18 protein-coding genes and 1 pseudogene are annotated in these 19,821 nt (G+C 42.3%); 15 read left to right on the top strand and 4 right to left on the bottom strand.

The genetic code is table 11. From position 1 onward, the window contains the following. Window positions 1-149 precede the first annotated feature (149 nt). Window positions 150-1,562, top strand: coding sequence for a ribosome biogenesis GTPase Der (der, locus tag B3143_RS14240; RefSeq protein WP_005232122.1), 1,413 nt, complete (start codon window positions 150-152; stop codon window positions 1,560-1,562). Window positions 1,563-1,618: 56 nt separating this feature from the next. On the opposite strand, the gene B3143_RS14235 is transcribed toward der, so the two are convergent. Then, window positions 1,619-2,188, bottom strand: coding sequence for a hypothetical protein (locus B3143_RS14235; protein ID WP_286740978.1), 570 nt, complete (start codon window positions 2,186-2,188; stop codon window positions 1,619-1,621). 236 nt (window positions 2,189-2,424) lie between these two features. Here B3143_RS14235 and B3143_RS14230 point away from each other — a divergent pair, with 236 nt between their 5' ends. Further along, window positions 2,425-3,072 (top strand): 4'-phosphopantetheinyl transferase family protein, encoded by a 648-nt coding sequence (locus tag B3143_RS14230; protein ID WP_376745104.1) that lies wholly within the window; start codon window positions 2,425-2,427, stop codon window positions 3,070-3,072. A 25-nt stretch (window positions 3,073-3,097) separates the two neighbouring features. On the opposite strand, the pseudogene B3143_RS14225 reads toward B3143_RS14230, so the two are convergent. Continuing rightward, window positions 3,098-3,868 (bottom strand): annotated as a pseudogene (locus B3143_RS14225) (SDR family oxidoreductase). 89 nt (window positions 3,869-3,957) lie between these two features. Here B3143_RS14225 and mazG point away from each other — a divergent pair. The 13 genes from mazG (at window position 3,958) to B3143_RS14160 (ending at window position 17,391) form a co-directional block, all read left to right on the top strand. Then, window positions 3,958-4,770, top strand: a complete 813-nt coding sequence (gene mazG, locus B3143_RS14220) for a nucleoside triphosphate pyrophosphohydrolase (protein WP_286740976.1) — start codon at window positions 3,958-3,960, stop codon at window positions 4,768-4,770. Next, window positions 4,730-5,158, top strand: coding sequence for a ComEA family DNA-binding protein (locus B3143_RS14215; RefSeq protein ID WP_286740974.1), 429 nt, complete (start codon window positions 4,730-4,732; stop codon window positions 5,156-5,158). Before mazG ends, B3143_RS14215 begins: the two co-directional genes overlap by 41 nt. 136 nt (window positions 5,159-5,294) lie before the next feature. Next, window positions 5,295-6,770, top strand: coding sequence for a polynucleotide adenylyltransferase PcnB (gene pcnB, locus B3143_RS14210; RefSeq protein WP_286740972.1), 1,476 nt, complete (start codon window positions 5,295-5,297; stop codon window positions 6,768-6,770). After that, complete coding sequence (gene folK, locus B3143_RS14205) at window positions 6,767-7,252, top strand: 2-amino-4-hydroxy-6-hydroxymethyldihydropteridine diphosphokinase (RefSeq protein ID WP_286740971.1); 486 nt, start codon at window positions 6,767-6,769, stop codon at window positions 7,250-7,252. The genes pcnB and folK overlap by 4 nt, the downstream gene beginning before the upstream one ends. A gap of 52 nt (window positions 7,253-7,304) precedes the next feature. Next, entirely contained in the window at window positions 7,305-8,114 is an 810-nt protein-coding gene (gene panB / locus B3143_RS14200) for a 3-methyl-2-oxobutanoate hydroxymethyltransferase (protein ID WP_004782128.1), read from the top strand. A gap of 1 nt (window position 8,115) precedes the next feature. Beyond that, window positions 8,116-8,964: a pantoate--beta-alanine ligase gene (gene panC, locus B3143_RS14195; RefSeq protein ID WP_286740968.1), complete on the top strand. Its 849-nt coding sequence runs from the start codon at window positions 8,116-8,118 to the stop codon at window positions 8,962-8,964. Window positions 8,965-8,982: 18 nt separating this feature from the next. Then, complete coding sequence (gene rapZ, locus B3143_RS14190) at window positions 8,983-9,834, top strand: RNase adapter RapZ (protein ID WP_286740966.1); 852 nt, start codon at window positions 8,983-8,985, stop codon at window positions 9,832-9,834. Beyond that, the gene (locus B3143_RS14185) at window positions 9,831-10,100 is read left to right on the top strand and encodes an HPr family phosphocarrier protein (protein WP_034169914.1); all 270 of its coding nucleotides are present in this window, start codon (window positions 9,831-9,833) and stop codon (window positions 10,098-10,100) included. Before rapZ ends, B3143_RS14185 begins: the two co-directional genes overlap by 4 nt. A 2-nt stretch (window positions 10,101-10,102) precedes the next feature. Then, window positions 10,103-10,636 (top strand): ribosome biogenesis factor YjgA, encoded by a 534-nt coding sequence (gene yjgA / locus B3143_RS14180; RefSeq protein WP_005232100.1) that lies wholly within the window; start codon window positions 10,103-10,105, stop codon window positions 10,634-10,636. 655 nt (window positions 10,637-11,291) lie between these two features. Next, the gene (locus tag B3143_RS14175) at window positions 11,292-12,560 is read left to right on the top strand and encodes a sensor histidine kinase (protein WP_286740965.1); all 1,269 of its coding nucleotides are present in this window, start codon (window positions 11,292-11,294) and stop codon (window positions 12,558-12,560) included. Window positions 12,561-12,646: 86 nt separating this feature from the next. Further along, window positions 12,647-15,397, top strand: a complete 2,751-nt coding sequence (glnE, locus tag B3143_RS14170) for a bifunctional [glutamate--ammonia ligase]-adenylyl-L-tyrosine phosphorylase/[glutamate--ammonia-ligase] adenylyltransferase (RefSeq protein ID WP_286740963.1) — start codon at window positions 12,647-12,649, stop codon at window positions 15,395-15,397. A gap of 24 nt (window positions 15,398-15,421) precedes the next feature. After that, the gene (locus B3143_RS14165; protein ID WP_005232095.1) at window positions 15,422-16,348 is read left to right on the top strand and encodes a branched-chain amino acid transaminase; all 927 of its coding nucleotides are present in this window, start codon (window positions 15,422-15,424) and stop codon (window positions 16,346-16,348) included. Between the two features lie 164 nt (window positions 16,349-16,512). Continuing rightward, window positions 16,513-17,391, top strand: a complete 879-nt coding sequence (locus tag B3143_RS14160) for an ATP-grasp fold amidoligase family protein (RefSeq protein ID WP_286740962.1) — start codon at window positions 16,513-16,515, stop codon at window positions 17,389-17,391. Window positions 17,392-17,448: 57 nt separating this feature from the next. Here the strand turns inward: B3143_RS14160 and B3143_RS14155 are convergent, their stop codons facing one another. Both B3143_RS14155 and B3143_RS14150 read right to left on the bottom strand, forming a co-directional pair. Further along, the gene (locus tag B3143_RS14155; RefSeq protein WP_286740961.1) at window positions 17,449-18,471 is read right to left on the bottom strand and encodes an NAD-dependent epimerase; all 1,023 of its coding nucleotides are present in this window, start codon (window positions 18,469-18,471) and stop codon (window positions 17,449-17,451) included. Beyond that, complete coding sequence (locus B3143_RS14150; RefSeq protein ID WP_286740960.1) at window positions 18,468-19,637, bottom strand: nucleotide sugar dehydrogenase; 1,170 nt, start codon at window positions 19,635-19,637, stop codon at window positions 18,468-18,470. Before B3143_RS14150 ends, B3143_RS14155 begins: the two co-directional genes overlap by 4 nt. Window positions 19,638-19,821: the final 184 nt, after the last annotated feature.

The following is a 19,821-nucleotide window of genomic DNA, read 5'->3' as shown; positions in this document are numbered from 1 at the left end:
ACAACCGTATTTTTTACGCGGGGTGATTGAATATTCAATGCCCCGTGTTTTTATTTATTTTAGGCTTTAATCCTATTCCCTTTTTCTTCCAAAACTTTCTGATGTTCAGGCCATTTTTAGACAGCCTGATATTGAATAAAGGTTAATCTATGAAACCCGTAATTGCGCTCATTGGTCGTCCGAACGTCGGAAAATCAACTCTGTTTAACCAGATAACCAAGAGCCGTGACGCATTGGTGGCAGACTTTGCAGGTCTGACACGCGACCGTAAATATGGTGATGCGATCTATCAAAACAAATCTTTCATTGTCGTAGATACCGGTGGTATCGGTGAAAATGAAGGTGGTATTGACTCCTACATGGCTGAGCAGTCTAAAACCGCGATCCATGAAGCTGACATGATCATTTTTGTGGTCGATGCACGTGCCGGATTACTGGCATCTGATGAACAGATCGCTCGTGAACTGCGTACTTTGGGCAAGAAAGTTTTCCTTGTAGCTAACAAAGTTGATGGTGTACATGCTGAAGCTGCTCTGGTTGAGTTTTATAAACTCGGTATGGGTGAGCCTATGCAGGTTGCTGCCAGCCACGGCCGTGGCGTACAGCAAATGCTGGAAGAAGTACTTGAAGGTGTGCCTGAAGATGAAAGTCCGGAAGAACATGACAAGAATACTGGTCTACGTCTTGCAATTATTGGTCGTCCAAACGTAGGTAAATCGACACTGGTAAACCGTCTATTGGGTGAAGAGCGTGTTGTAGCGTTTGACCAGCCAGGAACGACGCGTGACTCGATCTATATTCCTTTTGAGCGTGATGGTCGTCAATACACCCTGATTGACACCGCTGGGGTACGCCGTAAAGGTAAGGTGGATGAAATGATTGAGAAATTCTCAATCGTGAAAACCTTGCAGGCGATGAAAGATGCGCACGTAGTTGTGATCGTGGTGGATGCCCGTGAAGGCATTGTAGAGCAGGACTTGCACCTGATCGGTTATGCGCTTGAAGCTGGCCGTGCCATGGTGATTGCGATCAATAAATGGGACAACATGTCTGAATATGATCGTAAACAATGTAAGCTCGATGTAGAGCGTCGTTTTGACTTTATTCCTTGGGCTAAAATCCACCTGATTTCTGCGTTACATGGTACAGGGGTCGGGGAGATGTATCCATCGATTCACCGTGCTTATGATTCTTCACATCTGAAAGTATCACCAGCGAAGTTGACCCAGATCCTGAATGATGCCACTGAAGCGCACCAACCGCCTACTGTACAAGGTCGTCGTATCAAGATGCGTTATGCGCATATGGGCGGACAGAATCCACCGACTATTGTGGTTCATGGTAATAAGGTAGATAAGACACCTGCAGATTATCGCCGTTACTTGGAAAACGTATTCCGTAAAGTGTACAAACTTGAAGGTACACCAGTAAAAATTGAATTTAAAACATCAGAAAACCCATTTGAAGGTCGCAAGTCACAGCTGGATGAACGTACTGCTGCGCGTCGCCGTCGTTATGTACAGAAATTCAAGAAAGCCGAGAAAAAATTTAAACGTGGTTAATTGTCATATTTAAATAAAAAAGCCTGCAAAAGCAGGCTTTTTTATTTATTCATATTTTAGATTGAGCATTTTTTTGCTTTTTGATAAATACGGATATTTTCAAGATTAGCTAAAGCTACGTCAGCATCGGCTTGAGAAGCAGCAATATTATTTTGATTGTTATTGCCAGTAAAAGCATTGGTAATTTCAGTTGCGCGCGCAACTGTTTGTGATTGACCTGCAAAAGCAGATAATGCACCACTTGCAATACCTGCCAATTTAGAAACAGGATTATTGGCTTGAGCATTCGCCTGGTTGAGTGCATTTTGACTTGCTTCTAAGGTGCGTTCAAAGCTGCGCGCTTCTACTGCCAAATCTGTACAATCTAATCCTTTTAAGTATGTTGTTGAGTAGACACCGTTATTTTGATTTGAAGCATTATTATAATTGGAAGCATAAGCACGGTCTGCACGTGCAACAGCAGCATTCGCCTGTGCGCGGCTACGCTCCATATTTGCTTCAGCCTGATCCATGATTGCGCCGTTTCTAGCTCCCATAACTGCAGTAGCAGCTTCTAGCCAAGAGCCAGCTTGTGTTGAAAATGATAGTGCAGCAATTGCAGTACTGAGTATGATTCGCTTAAACATATGACCCTCTGTTTTTTCTATGTATAAAATTGTAGTTGGATTGTAACTATTTTTTATTCAATTAAAAATAGCTTGAAAGCTCAATTATTTATTTTGATTTGCAGTATATTTTATTGTTTTATTTAAGTTTTATTAAAATATATTTTAAGATATTACCTATTGTTTGTCAGAAAGGCAATCAGGTTGATTTATACTGAAGGCCCTAAAAGTAACATTTTTTATAAGGGCGACTATTTTTGAAGTCTATTATTCATATTGATTGGGTCGCGCTGGCACCACGACTTAGGCATTTACAAGACTTAGATCGAAAAACCTATATTCAGCAGCGTAAACAATTAATTTGTAGCTATCGTAATCAGTTGTTAGCTGCACATTTAGGTTGTGTTATTGACCAGCAGGACTTTACTACAACCGAATACGGCAAGCCTTATTTTCCAGCCCATCCAGACTTTGGTTTTAATCATACCCATAGCCAAAACTTTTATGCATTAGCAACAAGCAAAAGTATTCAGAACTTGGGGATCGATATCGAAGAACTTAATCGAAATGTACGTTTTGAAGCCTTAGCCCAACATGCTTTTCATCCTGAAGAGCTGAAACTGTGGCAGGCATTGGGTTATGATCCTGAATACTGGTTTAAAGTCTGGACCACCAAGGAGGCGGTCCTAAAAGCGTCAGGACTTGGAATCCGGATAAACCTGAATGAGCTGAATACCCAGATTCATCCATATCAGGATGGGGGACGTTGTGAACATCCAGAAATTGGAATTTATGCCTATCAAAACTATATTTTAGCGGGTTGCATGCTCACTGTGGCCTGGCAAAGCGAGCATTCCTGTAAAGGCCTAAGATTTCCAGCGATTCAGATTCATCAAGCTTTTTGAAAGTGAAGTAAGCCCAAAATATTTCTTATTGTTTGGCAATCATTAAATTACTCAGCCGGTTAACGAACTGCGGACTCATTCGAGATAAATGGAATAAAAACTTACTCTTGAATCCGACCGGATGATGCGTCACTTGCCAAATTGAATCTTTTAGCTGTGCCAGTTTGAAAATATCCTGCGCTACATCCTCAGCTTTTAGATGCACGCCCATTTTTTTGATACTTTCAGCCTGCATATCTTTCACCATTGCAGTGCTAACAAAAAGCGGCATTACATCGAATACCCGAATGCTATATTTTTGCCATTCAATATCCAAGCCTTCAGTCAAACCACGAACCGCAAATTTGCTAGTTGCATAGGAAGCCAGATCCGCTTGGCCATAAATCGCTGAGGCTAAAGACAGGTTAATGACCTGAGCAAAGGAAGCCTGCTTTAAGTAGGGCAAAGCAGCATGACAGCCATTCAGGACGCCTTTGATATTCACGTCAAGGGTGCAATGGTGATCGGTAATATTGGTTTCTTCAAAAGGACCGGAATATAAAATTCCGGCGTTATTTACCAGAATATTGATTTCACCGGCCCAGGATGCGAATTCAGATAGAGCGGTTTCCCAGGAAGCATAATCGGTTACATCCAGAAAGCCGGCTTTGGCATGCTCACCGAGTTGCTGGGCCAATTGTTCTGCCTGCTCAAGATTAATATCATAAATTCCGACTTTATACCCTTACTGGTAAAATAGCCTTGCTGTCGCGGCCCCAATTCCTTGTGCTGCACCACTAATCAATATACTGTGCATGTGCTTGATCTCCTTATTGTCTTTTTTTCTTGAGCATAGCAAGAAACAGGCAAAATAATGCGGCTATTTGGTAAAGAAGAGGTTTTACAGTGGAACAATTACTCCAAGTCATGCGTGAGTTACGTGAAAAATGTCCATGGGATCGGCAGCAAACTCCCGAATCTCTGACCAAATATGCGATTGAGGAAGCCTATGAAGTTGAAGCAGCGGTGCGTTCTGGCCAAGCTGATGAGGTGCGGGATGAACTGGGTGATTTGCTGTTACAGGTCGTATTTCAGTCACAAATGTATAGCGAGCAGGGCGCTTTTGATTTTCAGGATGTGGTGCAGGCAATTACCGATAAACTGATCCGACGCCATCCGCATGTATTTCAGGCTGAACAGTTTGCACAGCTGAGCCCTAAAGATGTCTCGGTACTCTGGAAAGAAATCAAGCAGAAAGAAAAACAGGGTAAGCCACGTTCACGTTTGGATGAGGTTAAGCATGCACCCGCACTGCAACAGGCGGATGAGATTCAGAAAAATGTCGCCAAAATCGGTTTTGATTTTCCAGATGTCGCGGGTGCCTATGGCAAGCTGGAAGAAGAACTGGCTGAACTCAAAGAAGCCGTTGCTGGACAAAATTCCGATGAAATACTCGAAGAATTTGGCGACTGCTTATTTTCACTGGTGAACGTTGGTCGTAAACTTGGTGTCTCAAGCGAGATGGCATTATTGGGCACGATCCATAAATTCCGGACCCGCTTTGCTCTGATGGAAAATCAGGCAGAACAACAGCAACTCAATCTGGAAAGCCTGTCATTAGCTGAATTGGATCAGCTCTGGGAACAGGCCAAATTAGAATTAAAACAAAGAGCCGCTCATGAACAAAGTACAACATCGCATAGGTCCAGCATGGATTAATACTGTCCTGCTAGGCATTTGGCTGGCCTATAATTCAATTGGAACAGTACATGCAACTGCAACCGATTATGCAGAATGGAAGGTACGTCAGCAGCAGCATGATGCACGCCTGAAGAAGAAAATTGCTGCTGCTACCCTCGTTTCTGAAAACAATCATTATCTGGCTAAACCTGCATTATCCGCCTCTTCAGCTACTGATAAAATTAGCTTGAATCAGGCCAGTATCGAGCAGTTACAGCAGTTAAATGGCATCGGGCAGAAGAAAGCGGAAGCGATCATTGAATACCGGCAGAAAAACGGTAAATTTAAAACAATTGAAGATATTCAACAGGTCAAAGGCATCGGGCCGGCCTTATTTGCTAAAAACAAGGATAAACTGGCTTTGTAACCCTGCTGAATTTAGTGTAAATAAGCCATCCATCTGGACCATGAGAATGACATAATCAAATTGCCCTTTAGCGGTGTAAGCGATATGATTAGCGTCATCTTAGAATTTTACGTTCAGACGTAGGAGACAGCGTCTTTTGCAAACTTTGCGCGCGTCAAAATGTGGTTTATCAACCGCTCAATTACCTTCTTATATTCTCGATGTGATTGATGCCTTAACCAAGGCAGGCTATGAAGCTTATATCGTAGGTGGTGGTGTCCGGGATCTGATGCTAGGTTTAAATCCCAAAGATTTCGATGCAGTGACCAATGCTACACCAGCTCAGGTTAAAGAAGTGTTCGGACGACGTTGTCGGATTATCGGACGACGTTTCGAGCTGGCGCATGTCTATTCGGGCCGTGAACTGGTTGAAGTGGCAACTTTCCGTGCGCCTCCTAAAAAAGCGGTGACCTCTGCAGCAGGGATGATCCTGCGCGATAATAACTGGGGCACCATTGAGCAGGATTTTGTTCGTCGAGATTTTTCAATCAATGCCATGTATTATCAGCCACGCAAAGGTATCGTGCTGGATTTTTGCAATGCAGTAGATGATATTAAACATAAAACACTGCGTTTACTGGGTGATCCAACTTTAAGATTTGAGGAAGATCCGGTTCGAATGCTGCGAACTTTACGTTTTGCAGCCAAACTCAATTTCAGTATTGATGAAGCCATTCTGGATATTTTCACTCCAGAAATGACTCAACTTCTGCGTGATGTCTCTCCGCATCGTCTTTATGATGAATCGCAAAAGCTATTTACTATGGGGCATCTGAATCGTGTGATGCCAATGCTGATCGATTTTGGCATCTGGCGTCAGCTGTTTGCCGATATCAAGCCAAACATTACTGCATTTATTGAACTGGCAGCAAAAAATACCGATCAGCGTATTTCAATTGGCAAGACCATCAACCCGGCTTTCTTCTATGCGGTATTGTTGTGGCAACCATTCCTGGAGCGCTGTGATTTCTATCTGTCCAAAGGTGTGGTGCCTGCGGAAGCACGTGCGCAGGCAGGACTGGATGTACTGAAACGTCAGGCTACCCGTACTGTGATTCCACGCTTTGCGGAAACTTTCATTCGTGAAGTCTGGGAAATGCAAACCCGCTTGCTCAATCCAAAACCACAGCAAATCGAAGCATTATCAGGTCATGCACGTTTCCGTGCCGGCTTTGACTTTTTGTTGCTGCGTGAAAAATCAGGCGATGAAACTGCACAGGGCATGGGAAGTTGGTGGGAAGCCTATCAGCAAATGGGCAGCGATGAAAAAGAGCGCGCCATTGCCCAATATAATCGTCAGCGTGCCAAGAGCCGTCGCAAGGCTTGTCAGGAAGAACATCTGGAACAGCGTCTGGCTGCACAAGATGTAGTAACCGAGATTGAACCTCTGGTGAATGAGCCGGAACCACGTAGCCGTCGTGCGCGTAAAGCCAAATTTGAGAATGAGCGTAGCAAACCGGTTTCTCATGTGGCGGCCAGTGCCAGCGGCGACATTGGTGCAGACCATCCAATTACCAAGCGTAAACGGGTGCAGCGTGATTTAAGCCAGGTTATTTTTGGGCCTACACAATGACAGTGACCTATATCGGTTTAGGAAGTAACTTGGGCGATTCACGCCAGATTCTGGCTGAAGCCGTGCAAAAGCTGGCAAGTTTGGGACAGGTTAAAACCTCGCATCTGTATCAAAGCCCACCTATGGGGCCACAAGATCAGCCGAATTATTTTAATGCTGTTGTACAGCTAATTACGGATTTGGCACCGCTGGATCTGCTGGATCGTCTGCAAGCCTTCGAACAGGAAGCTGGGCGTGTACGTCTACGTCATTGGGGTGAACGTACCTTGGATCTGGATCTGCTGATCTACGGTGATGAACAAATTCAAAATGAACGTTTAACCGTGCCGCATGTGGGCGTGCTGGAACGTGATTTTGTATTGGTGCCATTACTGGATATTGATGCCAACTTGCAGCTGAATGGAAACACATTAAAAGACCTGGACATCGTCAAGCAATCAACCTTAAGGGTTTTTGATCGCACGAATTGGGCAAATATTTAATTTTTAATTATTGGTATGTTCGAGAGAGCTTCAATAATAGAGGAACATCTTCATGATCAGTCTCAGTGATTTAAGACGATATAAAGCGGAAGGACGCAAATTTTCTTGCCTGACTTGCTATGACGCCAGTATGGCCAAAGCCATGGAAATTGCTGAAGTTGACAGTATTCTGATTGGCGACTCTTTGGGTATGTCGATTCAGGGACGTGATTCAACCTTGCCTGTGACTGTAGAAGATATGGCTTACCATACCGCAGCGGTACGCCGTGGCAATCAGCATGCACTGATTATGACTGATCTGCCATTTATGAGTTATGCCACTCTGAATGATGCATTACAAAGTTCAAAAACGGTGATGCAGGCCGGTGCACAAATGGTCAAGATGGAAGGTGGTGCCTGGCTGGCGGAAACCGTTCAGGTCTTAACCCGTAACGGAATTCCAGTCTGTGTTCATTTGGGTCTCACTCCACAGTCGGTGCATGTCTTTGGTGGCTATAAACTACAGGCCCGTACCCGTGAAGCGGCCGATCAACTGATTGCTGACTGTAAGGCAGTGGTTGAAGCCGGTGCAGCAGTGCTGTTACTGGAATGTGTGCCTGCCCAATTGGGTCAGGAGATTACTGAACTATTCCCGCATATTCCGGTGATTGGGATTGGAGCAGGAGCAGCCACTGACGGACAGGTACTGGTCGTTCAGGACATGCTCGGTCTGACCTTTGGCCACACTGCAAAATTTGTACGTAACTTTATGAAAGAACAGTCTGGTGCGACTGCAATTCTGGATGCATTTAAAGCCTATCATGCGGCTGTGTTAGATGGTTCATTCCCAGCACCTGAACAAACATTCCAAGTCGAGTTGTAACATGAAAACAGAAACAACCATCCAAGGATTATCTGCTTCACTCAATCCTGCACGTTCTGCGCGTAAAATTATTGGTTTTGTCCCGACCATGGGTAACCTGCATCAGGGGCATCTGAATCTGGTGCGTGAGGCGCGTAAACTGTGTGATGTCGTTGTTGTGAGTATTTTCGTTAATCCGATCCAGTTCGGACCTAATGAAGATTTTGATAATTATCCACGTACTTTAGAGCAGGATCAGCAGTTACTGGCGGATGTAGGTTGTGACATTGTCTTTGCCCCAACGGTAGAGCAGATGTATGGTAACAAGCCACGTCTGACCAATATCAGTGTGTCTGGTATTACTAATGATCTATGTGGCTTACAGCGTCCAGGTCATTTTGATGGTGTAGCGGTCGTGGTGACCAAGTTATTTAATATTGTTCAGCCCAACTATGCTTTCTTTGGTCAGAAAGACTATCAGCAATTGGCTGTGATTCGTCAGTTCGTTCAAGACCTGAATATTCCGCTGGAAGTGATTGGTGTACCAATTGCCCGTGCTGAAGATGGTCTGGCACTCAGTTCGCGTAATGGCTATCTAAGCGAGCAGGAACGTGCGACAGCACCGGTTATTTTTCAAAGTCTGAAAACTGCTGAGCAGCAGTTACATGCAGGTAAAACTTTGGAGGAAGCACTGGCAGGTATCCGTCAGACTTTGACAGATGCAAGTCTGGTAGTGGACTATGTAGAAGCCCGTACACCGGAATTGCAAAAAATTGATGAGTTTAATCAGGATGTCGTGATTTTAATTGCGGCAAAATTAGGAAAAACTCGTCTGATTGATAATCTGCAGATCAAATACGCAGCTGGATAAGTAAAAGGATCGTAAGGCATGAAGCGCATTTTAATTATGACAGGACAATCTGGCTCAGGTAAATCTTCTGCATTGCAGGTACTTGAAGACTTGGGTTATTACTGTATTGATAATCTGCCTTTGGCCTTACTTCCTGAAATTGTGGCGAAGCTGGATTGTGAAAATAATCTGGAACAGTTAGCGCTTGGGGTGGATGTACGTAGTACCCGTGCAGATTTGCAGGAATTCGACCATGTATTTGAACAGTTGCAACAGCATGGTACGGTAGATGTCATCTATCTGACCACGCAGGATCAGGAGCTGATTGCCCGTTTCAGTGCATCACGCCGTCCGCATCCTTTGGCTGCCCGTTTTAAGAGCCTGCATCAGTGTATTCAGGAAGAAAAAATCCTGCTAATGCCGATTCAACTCCGTTCCACAGTGCATATCGATACCACCGATAAAAGCGTGCATGATCTGAAACATACCTTGCTGTACAAGCTGGGGCAGACCGATAACCTGATTGTGATTCTGCAATCTTTTGGCTATAAGCATGGCATTCCTTTGGATGCTGATTATGTTTTTGATGTCCGTCATTTGCCGAATCCGCATTGGGAACTCGAACTGCGCAAATACTCAGGCCTCGATCAACCAGTACAAGAATTCCTGGAGAAAAGTGATCAGGTCGAAGACATGTTTCAGGATATTTATCACTTTTTAGACAAATGGCTGCCGACCTTTGCTGAGGGTCATCGTCATTATATGACCATCTCAATTGGTTGTACTGGCGGCCAACATCGTTCTGTTTATATTGTGGATAGACTAAAAAAAGCGCTTGAGGCAAAATGGTCTATTCAAGTCCTCCACCGAGAAATGAAGCACTGGTCATGATTGATACGACTGTTGACGTAATTAATAAACTAGGTTTACATGCGCGTGCATCAGGTAAACTCATTGAAGTTACCACCAAATTTCGTTCCAGTATCCAGATTGGCAAGTCGGACAAATTGGTTGATGCCAAAAATATTATGTCCTTGCTGATGCTTGGTGCGGGCAAAGGAACAACTTTACGCTTAGTGATTGAAGGTGCAGATGAGGAAAAGGCCTTATCTGAAATTCAGGCACTGTTTGCGGCAAAATTTTATGAGGCAGATTAATCGTGGCACGTCGACCGAGCAGTTTAACTGAAGAAGACTTTGAATCTTTAGAGGGACGCGCAAGTAAAACCGAACAGAAAAAAGCAGTTCAGCGTATGGCTGCTTTAGGCGCACAGTTGGCAGAACTGAGTGCGAAACAAATTAAAAATTTACCCGTTGAAGAACGTCTGATTGAAGCTTTGCTGGATGTCCAGCAAATCAGTTCACATGAAGCACGCCGTCGTCAATTTTCACGTATTGGTAAATTACTTCGTAATGAAAATGAAACTGTGATTCTGTCTTATCTGACTCCGAAACAGGGTTTGAAAAAGACAGCACAATTGCAGCGTTGGGTTGACCGTATCGTGAAAGATGGCGATCCTGCAATTAACGAATTTACCAAAACCTATAATGCGACAGAGCGTCATACCTTACGTCAGCATTATTTACGTGTGCATCGTGATCTAAAAAATCAGGCACCGGAAGAAGAAGTGGCAGCCTCAAAGCAAAAGCTGTTTAACTATGTGCAGCAAGTTGCCCTGATTTCAGATAACTGATTGTAATCTGAATTAAAGAAAAGCGACATTTTGTCGCTTTTTTATTCACTCTAATTAATTTTAATTTTTTATAAGAATTCAAGAATGTTCCTATAAGTCATTGTTAACTGTAAAAAAATGTAAAATTTTAATATTTTTGATTACTTAAGAAATAGGTTTTAGTGCATAAATAAACTATTTAAATCTCTCAATATTTTATGATTATTAAGAATATTTAAAAGATAGAAATAGATTTAGGTCAAATTTAATATTACCAGCACTACTTTTTTTCAGAAAGTGACAATAGGCGTTTTCTATATATTTGAAAATTCAAAAGCTTTTATTTGTCTAGAGATCAGAAGAAAAGTGAGCTGTTTTTATCTTTATATAATTTGGATATTAAGGTGATATCGAAACAATTTGAAATGAATTCAGGAATTTCAAATAATTATATGTAATTTTTTTATAAGGAGAATATTTTCTCAAGTAATTCTTAATATTTAAATATCAATGCATTGAAACAATGAATGTATCTTTAGAGAAATAAGTTAACAAATCCTTTGGTCGATAAATGAGATTTTAACGTTGAGTAAATATAGAATCTTTGTTATTGATTGTATCAATTTAGTCGGTTGTAATTTTTATTCTCTATTCCATAACATCCAGAGAGGCAGACATGGAACTAAAACTGCTAGAGATCGGTCAGAATACGGAGCAGTTAAGCTCGTGCCGTATATCTCTCATTTTAGGTGTCTATACCTCTGACAATTTATTAGACACCTTCTGTAAAGTCGCGCGTAAAGTACTCGGCGCCAAGACCTGTATCATCGGATTCTATACGGAACCCTATATCTGGTACAGCTGTCCGCTCGGTTTTCGTGGGTTACACGTACCACAGAATGTGGACATCCCTAAATATCTACAAGAAATGGATGTGATCGATCAAAATCATTCTGCATATGCAGAATTATCAGATTACGTAAAAGGCCTTGGTGTAGCTCATCAGCGGCTGGTGGCATTTAATTTAAAATCAGCTCAAGGGCAGTCTTTAGGGCAGGTGGTTTTCTTTGATGATCAGATTGAAGTGTTTGATCAGGAAGATATTATTATTGTTCAGCAATTTGCTGAAACTTTAGTCAAGCGAGTCAAACTGAATGAAGAGCATACTGAACTAAAAGAGCTATACGAACAACAATGTGCACAAAACTTTAGTAAAACCAAATTCTTCCAGATTATTGCTCATGACCTGCGTGCACCTTTCCATGGCCTGTTAGGCTTCTCGGAAGTATTGGCGCAGGAACGTGACACTCTGGATGAATCCAGTATCCAGAGTATTTCTGATTATTTATATGATACGGCTCAATCGACGTATAACTTGTTAGAAAGTCTGTTGACCTGGGCGATGGCAGAGGGTGGACGTTTTGTTTATCATCCGATTAATTATGAATTAAAACAGTCTACTAAAATTGTTTGTGATGTACTGAAAAGTCTGGCGCTGAAAAAGAATATTGAGCTGATTGACCAGGTTCCTGAAGATATTAAGGTACATGCTGATATTAACATGATTACTTCGGTCTTGCAGAACCTGGTATCGAATGCACTGAAATTTACTCCAGTGGATCAGGGTGGACAGGTGATTCTGGCTGCTGAAATGGAAGGTGAGCAAGTCAAGATCACTGTTCAGGATACTGGTCTCGGTATGACTGAAGAACAGATGGAAAATCTATTTAGACCAAATCTCACGGTGAGCTTAAAAGGCACGGACAATGAGAAAGGCGCAGGTCTGGGTCTGGTACTGTGTAAGCGTTTTGTGGACCTGAACCATGGACAGATTTCCGTAGATTCTAAAGAAGGTGCTGGAACCACCTTTACTGTGCATTTACCTAAAGTGACCAATGATCATCAGGCATTGGTACTTGAAGATCTGCATACTGAAAAGTCCTGAAAATCATAAATTTCTTTTAAAACCGTTCCCACTCGGCCTGAACTCCTGCTATAACTAAATAAAAGTTTTGAGGGAATCACCGAGTGATGGACGCGGTACAATTGCAGAAAACCTTAAGAGCCAGTCAGTATGCAGAACAGGTATTGGCCAATCATCAAGATCTATTGAATCAGGATTATGCAATTGATCAGTTTCAGGGATCACTCGGCACTGAACAGATTCAAAACTTAATTCAGGCCAATCTATTAAATATCAGCGATGAAACCATGTGGATGCGCAGTTTACGTATTCTGCGTGCCCGTCTGATGTTTCGCTGGATCTGGCAGGATGCCAATCAACTTACCAATGTCATCACGCTGACTCGCGAGCTGTCTGATTTCGCCGATGCCTGCATTTGTGCTGCCAAAGAGTTTGCCCGTATTCCTCTAGTCGCCAAATATGGTCAGCCAGTTGGTTATAACGGTAAAGTTCAAGATCTTATTATTATTGCGATGGGCAAACTGGGCGCTCAGGAACTCAACCTTTCCAGTGATATCGACCTGATTTTTGCCTTTGATGAACAGGGTGAAACGGATGGGCGTAAATGCATTGACGTTCAGCAGTTCTGTATCCTATGGGGACAAAAGTTAATCTATCTGCTAGACCATATCACCGCTGAAGGTTTTGTATTTCGTGTCGATATGCGCTTGCGCCCTTGGGGTGATGGTTCTGCTTTAGCCATCAGTCATGCCGCACTAGAAAAATATCTCAGTCAGCATGGGCGTGAATGGGAACGCTATGCCTGGATCAAGGCCCGTATTGTCAATCCAAGTCCAGAAGGTGATGAACTGCTGGACATGACCCGCCCTTTCGTCTTCCGTAAATATGTCGATTACAGCGCTTTCGAAGCGATGCGCGAAATGAAGGCAATGATTGAGCGTGAAGTACAGCGTCGCAATATTGAAGACGATATCAAGCTTGGGGCTGGCGGGATCCGTGAGGTTGAATTTATCGTGCAGGTTTTTCAGCTGATTTATGGCGGAGCCAAGTTAGAGCTGCAAGATCGGCAATGTCTGGTCAGCCTGAATCATCTGGATGAGGCTGAACTGCTGGATGAGCAGGCGGTGACTGACCTCGAAGATGCCTATTTATTCCTTCGTCGGGTAGAGCATGCTATTCAGGCGCTGCATGATCAACAAACCCAATGTTTGCCGACTGAGCCAGATTTACGTCAACGTATTGTGGATACTTTGGGCTTTTCAGACTGGTCCGCCTTTATGGAAGTGCTGGATCAAAAACGCGCTAAAGTGATTTACCAGTTTGAGCACTTGATCAAGGAAAATGGACCAGAGCCTCAAGGCAAAAGTTTTTCTCAGTTGGAACAACAGCTGAATGAAGTCTTGGATGATCATGCAAAAAATCTGGTGCATGAATTCTGGTATGGACATGCCTTAAAAAAACTGCCAGCCAAAGCCATTCAACGTTTAAAAACATTTTGGCCTTATCTGATAGAGGCGATTCTAGAATCAGATAAACCGCAAGTTGCACTGGTTCGCCTGATGCCATTGGTTGAATCAGTCATGCGTCGTACGGTGTATCTAGTGATGCTGATTGAAAGTAAAGGTGCTTTACAGCGTTTGGTAAAAATGGCGACTGTCAGCCCCTGGATCTGTGAGGAGCTTACTCATTATCCGGTATTGCTGGATGAGTTCCTGTCGATGGATTTTGAATTGCCTAAGCGGCAGGATCTGGAAGATAGCCTGCGTCAGCAATTGCTCAGAATCGAAATTGATCAGGTTGAAGACCAGATGCGGGTGCTGCGCCTGTTTAAAAAATCCAATGTCCTTGCGGTAGCTGCCAGTGATGTGTTGGCAGAAAGTCCTTTAATGAAAGTCTCGGATGCCTTAACGGATATTGCAGAAGTCTCAGTGAATGCTGCGCTGCATCTGGCTTATCAGATTGTGGCTAAACGACATGGTTTTCCGTTGGATGCAGAAGGGCAGCACTGCTCAATAGAACATACGGCTTTTGCCGTCATTGGCTATGGCAAAGTCGGTGGCATTGAGTTGGGTTATGGTTCGGATCTGGATCTGGTCTTCATTCATTATATGGGTGAGCAGGCAGATACGGACGGTCTCAAGCCGATTAGCGGTTTTGAGTTTGCCATGCGTGTGGCACAGAAGTTTATGTCGCTCATGACCACACAAACACTGGATGGACGTGTCTATGAAGTCGATACTCGTCTACGTCCTTCTGGAGAAGCAGGGCTGCTGGTCACTAGCCTGAAAGCATTTGAGCAATATCAGTTGAAAAATGCATGGCTGTGGGAACATCAGGCCTTGGTGCGTGCACGCTCCATTGCCGGTGAAAATAGCCTGAGAGAGACATTTGAAGCACTACGTTGTAAGATTCTTACCCAGAAACGCGATATCTGTCATGTACGTAGTGAAGTTCTGAAAATGCGTCAGAAAATGAAAGATCATCTGGGTTCTTCCAAAGAGCAAAAAAAAGATGGGATTTTTCATTTAAAACAAGATGCAGGTGGTATCGTTGATATCGAATTTATGGCACAGTATGCGGTGTTAGCTTGGAGTGGGACGAATAAAGATCTCGCCCATTACTCCGACAATGTAAGAATCCTTGAGGATGCCGCAAAATCAGGTTGCTTATCCAGCGACGATGCGACTGCTCTGATTCAAGCTTATCTCCGTGAACGCGCCGAGAGCCACCGCTTAGCCCTTGCAAATCAATCCATGCAAGTGTCTGCAAGCGACTGGCACGATACCCGAAAGACCGTTTGCAAGTTATGGCAAAGACTGATTGATCCAAGTGCAGTATTTGCACTGGATAGTGAATAATTGTGAAAAATTGGAGTTTGTGGCATGAATTTGGCTGATCGTGATGGTTTCATTTGGCAAGATGGACAACTAGTAGACTGGCGTGAGGCGAAAACTCACGTATTAACACATACTTTGCATTACAGCATGGGTGTGTTTGAAGGTGTCCGTGCTTATGAAACCCCGAATGGAACGGCTATTTTCCGTCTGAAAGAACACACCAAACGTTTGCTCAATTCTGCAAAAATTTATCAAATGAAAGTTCCATTTGATCACGCAGCTTTAGAACAAGCCCAAATTGATGTGGTTCGTGAAAATAAATTGGCATCTTGCTATTTGCGTCCAATTATTTTTATTGGCTCTGAAAAATTGGGTATTGCCGCAACTGACAATACCATTCATGCTGTAGTTGCAGCGTGGAGCTGGGGTGCTTACCTTGGTGATGATGCGATGGCGAAAGGTATTCGTGTAAAAACTTCATCATTCACACACCATCATCCAAACGTGACCATGTGTAAAGCAAAAGCCTCTGGTAACTACACATTGTCGATTCTTGCTCACCAAGAAGTGGCACATTCAGGTTATGACGAAGCAATGCTGCTTGATCCGCAAGGCTATGTATGCCAAGGTTCAGGCGAGAACGTATTCCTGGTACGTGATGGCGTAATTCATACGCCTGATATCGCTGGTGGCGCATTAGACGGTATTACTCGTCAATCGATTATTACCATTGCTAAAGATCTTGGCTATGAAGTGGTAGAACGCCGTATTACCCGTGACGAATTCTATATTGCAGATGAGGCTTTCTTCACTGGTACGGCTGCTGAAGTCACACCAATCCGTGAATATGATGACCGTCAAATTGGTGAAGGCGTACGTGGTCCAATAACCACTCAAATCCAGAAAGCCTATTTTGATGCGGTTCAGGGTAAAGACCCTAAATATGCACACTGGTTAACGTATGTGAAGTAATTCAGAATTTATTGCTTGAAAAAACCTCTCATTTGAGAGGTTTTTGCAATATTAATTACGTAATATATTTAATTTTTTGATTCAGAAAATAGTTAAACATTCGCATCTTGTTTGTTTCAATTTGTTATAATGAGTATCTTAAATCTAAAATATCATTACTTATTATGATAGAAAATATTATTTACCAAGCTAAAGTAATTCGAACTAAATTTGTATCAGACAAAAAATACTTAACGAAAAGATTTGTATCTAAATTAGGCTATATTCCTAATTTTAATGCACCGCAAAGTTTTAATGAGAAAGTAACAGCGCGAATGATTTTCAGTCGTGATTCTCTGCATACAAAGCTCGCGGATAAAGCTGTAGTAAGGAAGCTAGTAGCAGAAAAAATAGGATGGGATTATCTTGTTCCTTTAATAGGAGTATATAAATCCTATGATGATATTAAATTTGAGCAGTTTCCAGATAAGTTTGTTCTGAAATGTAATCATGATAGTGGTAGTGCTATTATTTGTAATAATCTAAACAATTTTGATGTTCATAAGGCACGTTTAAAAATCAATAAGCATTTAAGCATGAATATGTATTATCGTAAGCGAGAATGGCATTATAAAAATATCCAGCCTACGATTTTAGCTGAACAATATATTGATCTTTTTATGGATATAAATAATCAATATATAATTACCACTTGTCGTATTCATTGTTTTGAAGGGAAGCCAGAGTATTTAGAAGTAGATATCATTGATAATCTTAAAAATGAATATTCAAATATTTATGATACTTCATGGTTATTGCAACCATTTAAAGTAGATTTGAAAGAAAATGCACCTAATAGTATAGGGCGACCACCTCAGCTTGAGAAATTATTGGAACTATCAGAGTCATTGTGTTTTTCTTATGGTTATAGTCGAATAGATTTTTTATTATCACAAGATCAAGTGTTTTTTAGTGAAATCACCCTAACACCGAATGCGGGTCGCATGATCATAACACCTATAGAATGGGATCAAAAACTTGGTTCTCTATGGAAGTCATGTTAGTAATTTAAATATATAAGGACTCATGCTAATAAAATAGAGTGAGTCCTTTTTAAAGTTTTACACTTGATAAAAGTCTCGATACCAGTCGACAAACTGCTTTACCCCATCCTCTACTGAAACAGATGGTTTATAGTCTACTTTTTGTTCTAAAGCAGAACTGTCGGCTAGAGTATCAGGTACGTCTCCTTCTTGTAGGGGAAGCATTTCTATTAGTGCTTTTTTGCCAACAGAATCTTCGATAGCTCGTATAAAGTCAATTAATTGTACAGGTGTATTATTGCCGATATTAAAAATCCGGAATGGTGCATTACTGGTTGATGGATCAGGGTTGTTACTATCCCAATCTAGATTTGGTGCAGCAATCTGGTCACTGGAACGGATCACGCCCTCAGCAATATCTGCGACAAAAGTAAAGTCACGAGTATGATTGCCGTGATTAAAGACAGGAATGGATTTGCCCTCTATAATGTTTTTAGTAAATTTAAAAGGTGCCATATCCGGGCGACCCCAAGGACCATAAACGGTAAAGAAGCGTAGGCCTGTCGTTGGTAGCTTAAATAGATGGCTATAGCTATGCGCCATCAATTCATTGGCACGTTTGGTTGCTGCATAAAACTGGATCGGATGATCAACCCCATGCTTTTCACTGAAAGGCATGGTGGTGTTAGCACCGTAAACACTACTGGTGCTAGCATAGGTCAGATGTGGTGTTTTGGCATAGCGGCAGGCTTCAATGATATTGGTAAAACCGACAATATTGCTTTCTACATAGCTCATCGGGTTTTCAAGTGAATAGCGTACCCCTGCTTGTGCTGCCAGATGAATCACGCGATCAAATTGATACTCCTGAAAACACTTTTCGACCGCAGTTTTATCTGCAAGATTGGCATGAATAAAATTGAACTGCCCCGACTGCTGTTCTGCAGTTTGAATTAACAGATCTACACGTGCCTGTTTTAAAGCTGGATCGTAGTAATCATTCATGTTGTCAAAACCGACCACATCATCACCACGTTCTAAAAGCTTTTTGGAAACATGGAATCCAATAAAACCTGCTGCACCTGTTACCAGAATTTTCATTCATCGCCTCCAAAAATATCACGGGTATATACTTTATATTCAACATCACTCAGATCTTTGGATCGACGATTGGTGATGATCACATCTGCTTGCTGTTTAAAAACTTCTAAATCAGTAATCACTTCAGATTTAAAGAACTCTGCTTCTTTGAGCGTTGGCTCGTAGATAATGACTTCAATACCTTTAGCCTTAAGGCGTTTCATCACGCCCTGGATGGCAGAGGCACGGAAATTATCTGAACCACTTTTCATGACTAGTCGATAAATCCCTACTACAGATGGATGTTTTGCCAAAATGGAATCGGCAATGAAGTCTTTGCGGGTACGGTTAGAATCCACAATAGCCTGAATAAGATTGCTTGGTACCTGACTGTAGTTCGCCAATAATTGCTTGGTATCTTTTGGCAGGCAGTAACCGCCATAGCCAAAGGAAGGGTTGTTATAGTGGTTGCCAATTCGCTGATCCAGACAGACACCTTCAATAATTTGCTGAGTATCTAAACCGAAAGTTTGTGCATAGGTATCCAGTTCATTGAAGAAAGCCACGCGCATAGCCAGATAGGTATTGGCAAATAACTTGATTGCTTCGGCTTCGGTTGAGTCAGTAAACAGCACAGGGCTGTCTTTTTTGATTGCACCTTCGATCAGCATATCTGCGAATTGCTGGGCACGCTCTGACTTCTCCCCAACAATAATACGTGATGGATAAAGGTTGTCATGTAAGGCTTTACCTTCACGTAAGAATTCTGGAGAGAAAATAATATTTTCTGTATTAAATTTCTCTTTAACCGTTTTGGTGAAGCCCACAGGAACTGTAGATTTAATAATCATGACTGCTTGAGGGTTAATCTCGGTCACATCACGAATGACACTTTCCACACTCTGGGTATTAAAATAATTGGTTTTAGTATCATAATCCGTAGGTGTCGCAATGATGACAAAATCTGCGTCCTGATATGCATCAAATTTGTCAGTTGTCGCACGGAAGTTCAGAGGTTTTTCACTTAAAAAAGCTGAAATGTCATGATCCTGAATTGGAGAAACCTTTTGATTCAACATTTCAACTTTGCTGTCGATAATATCTAATGCCACGACTTCATGATGTTGTGAGAAGATCATGGCATTGGAAAGGCCGACGTAACCGGTACCTGCAACTGCTATTTTCATATCAACCTGATTATGTGTTTCTAATAGAGGGGGCTTGAGTTCAAGCCAGTATTGATGTTCTCGAAGCAACTGCACATCATACCATAAAGTATTTTTGAGTATGATGAAGGTGTTGAAAAGCAGACAGTAACTTTGCTTTAGAAATGGTATGATATGGCGCAGAATGCTGGTGGAAGATGAATAC

The organism is Acinetobacter sp. UBA1496 (assembly GCF_002324975.1).
GTDB lineage: Bacteria > Pseudomonadota > Gammaproteobacteria > Pseudomonadales > Moraxellaceae > Acinetobacter > Acinetobacter variabilis.
The sequence above is the reverse complement of the archived record's forward strand: the minus strand, read 5'-3'. Positions and strand labels throughout refer to the sequence as shown.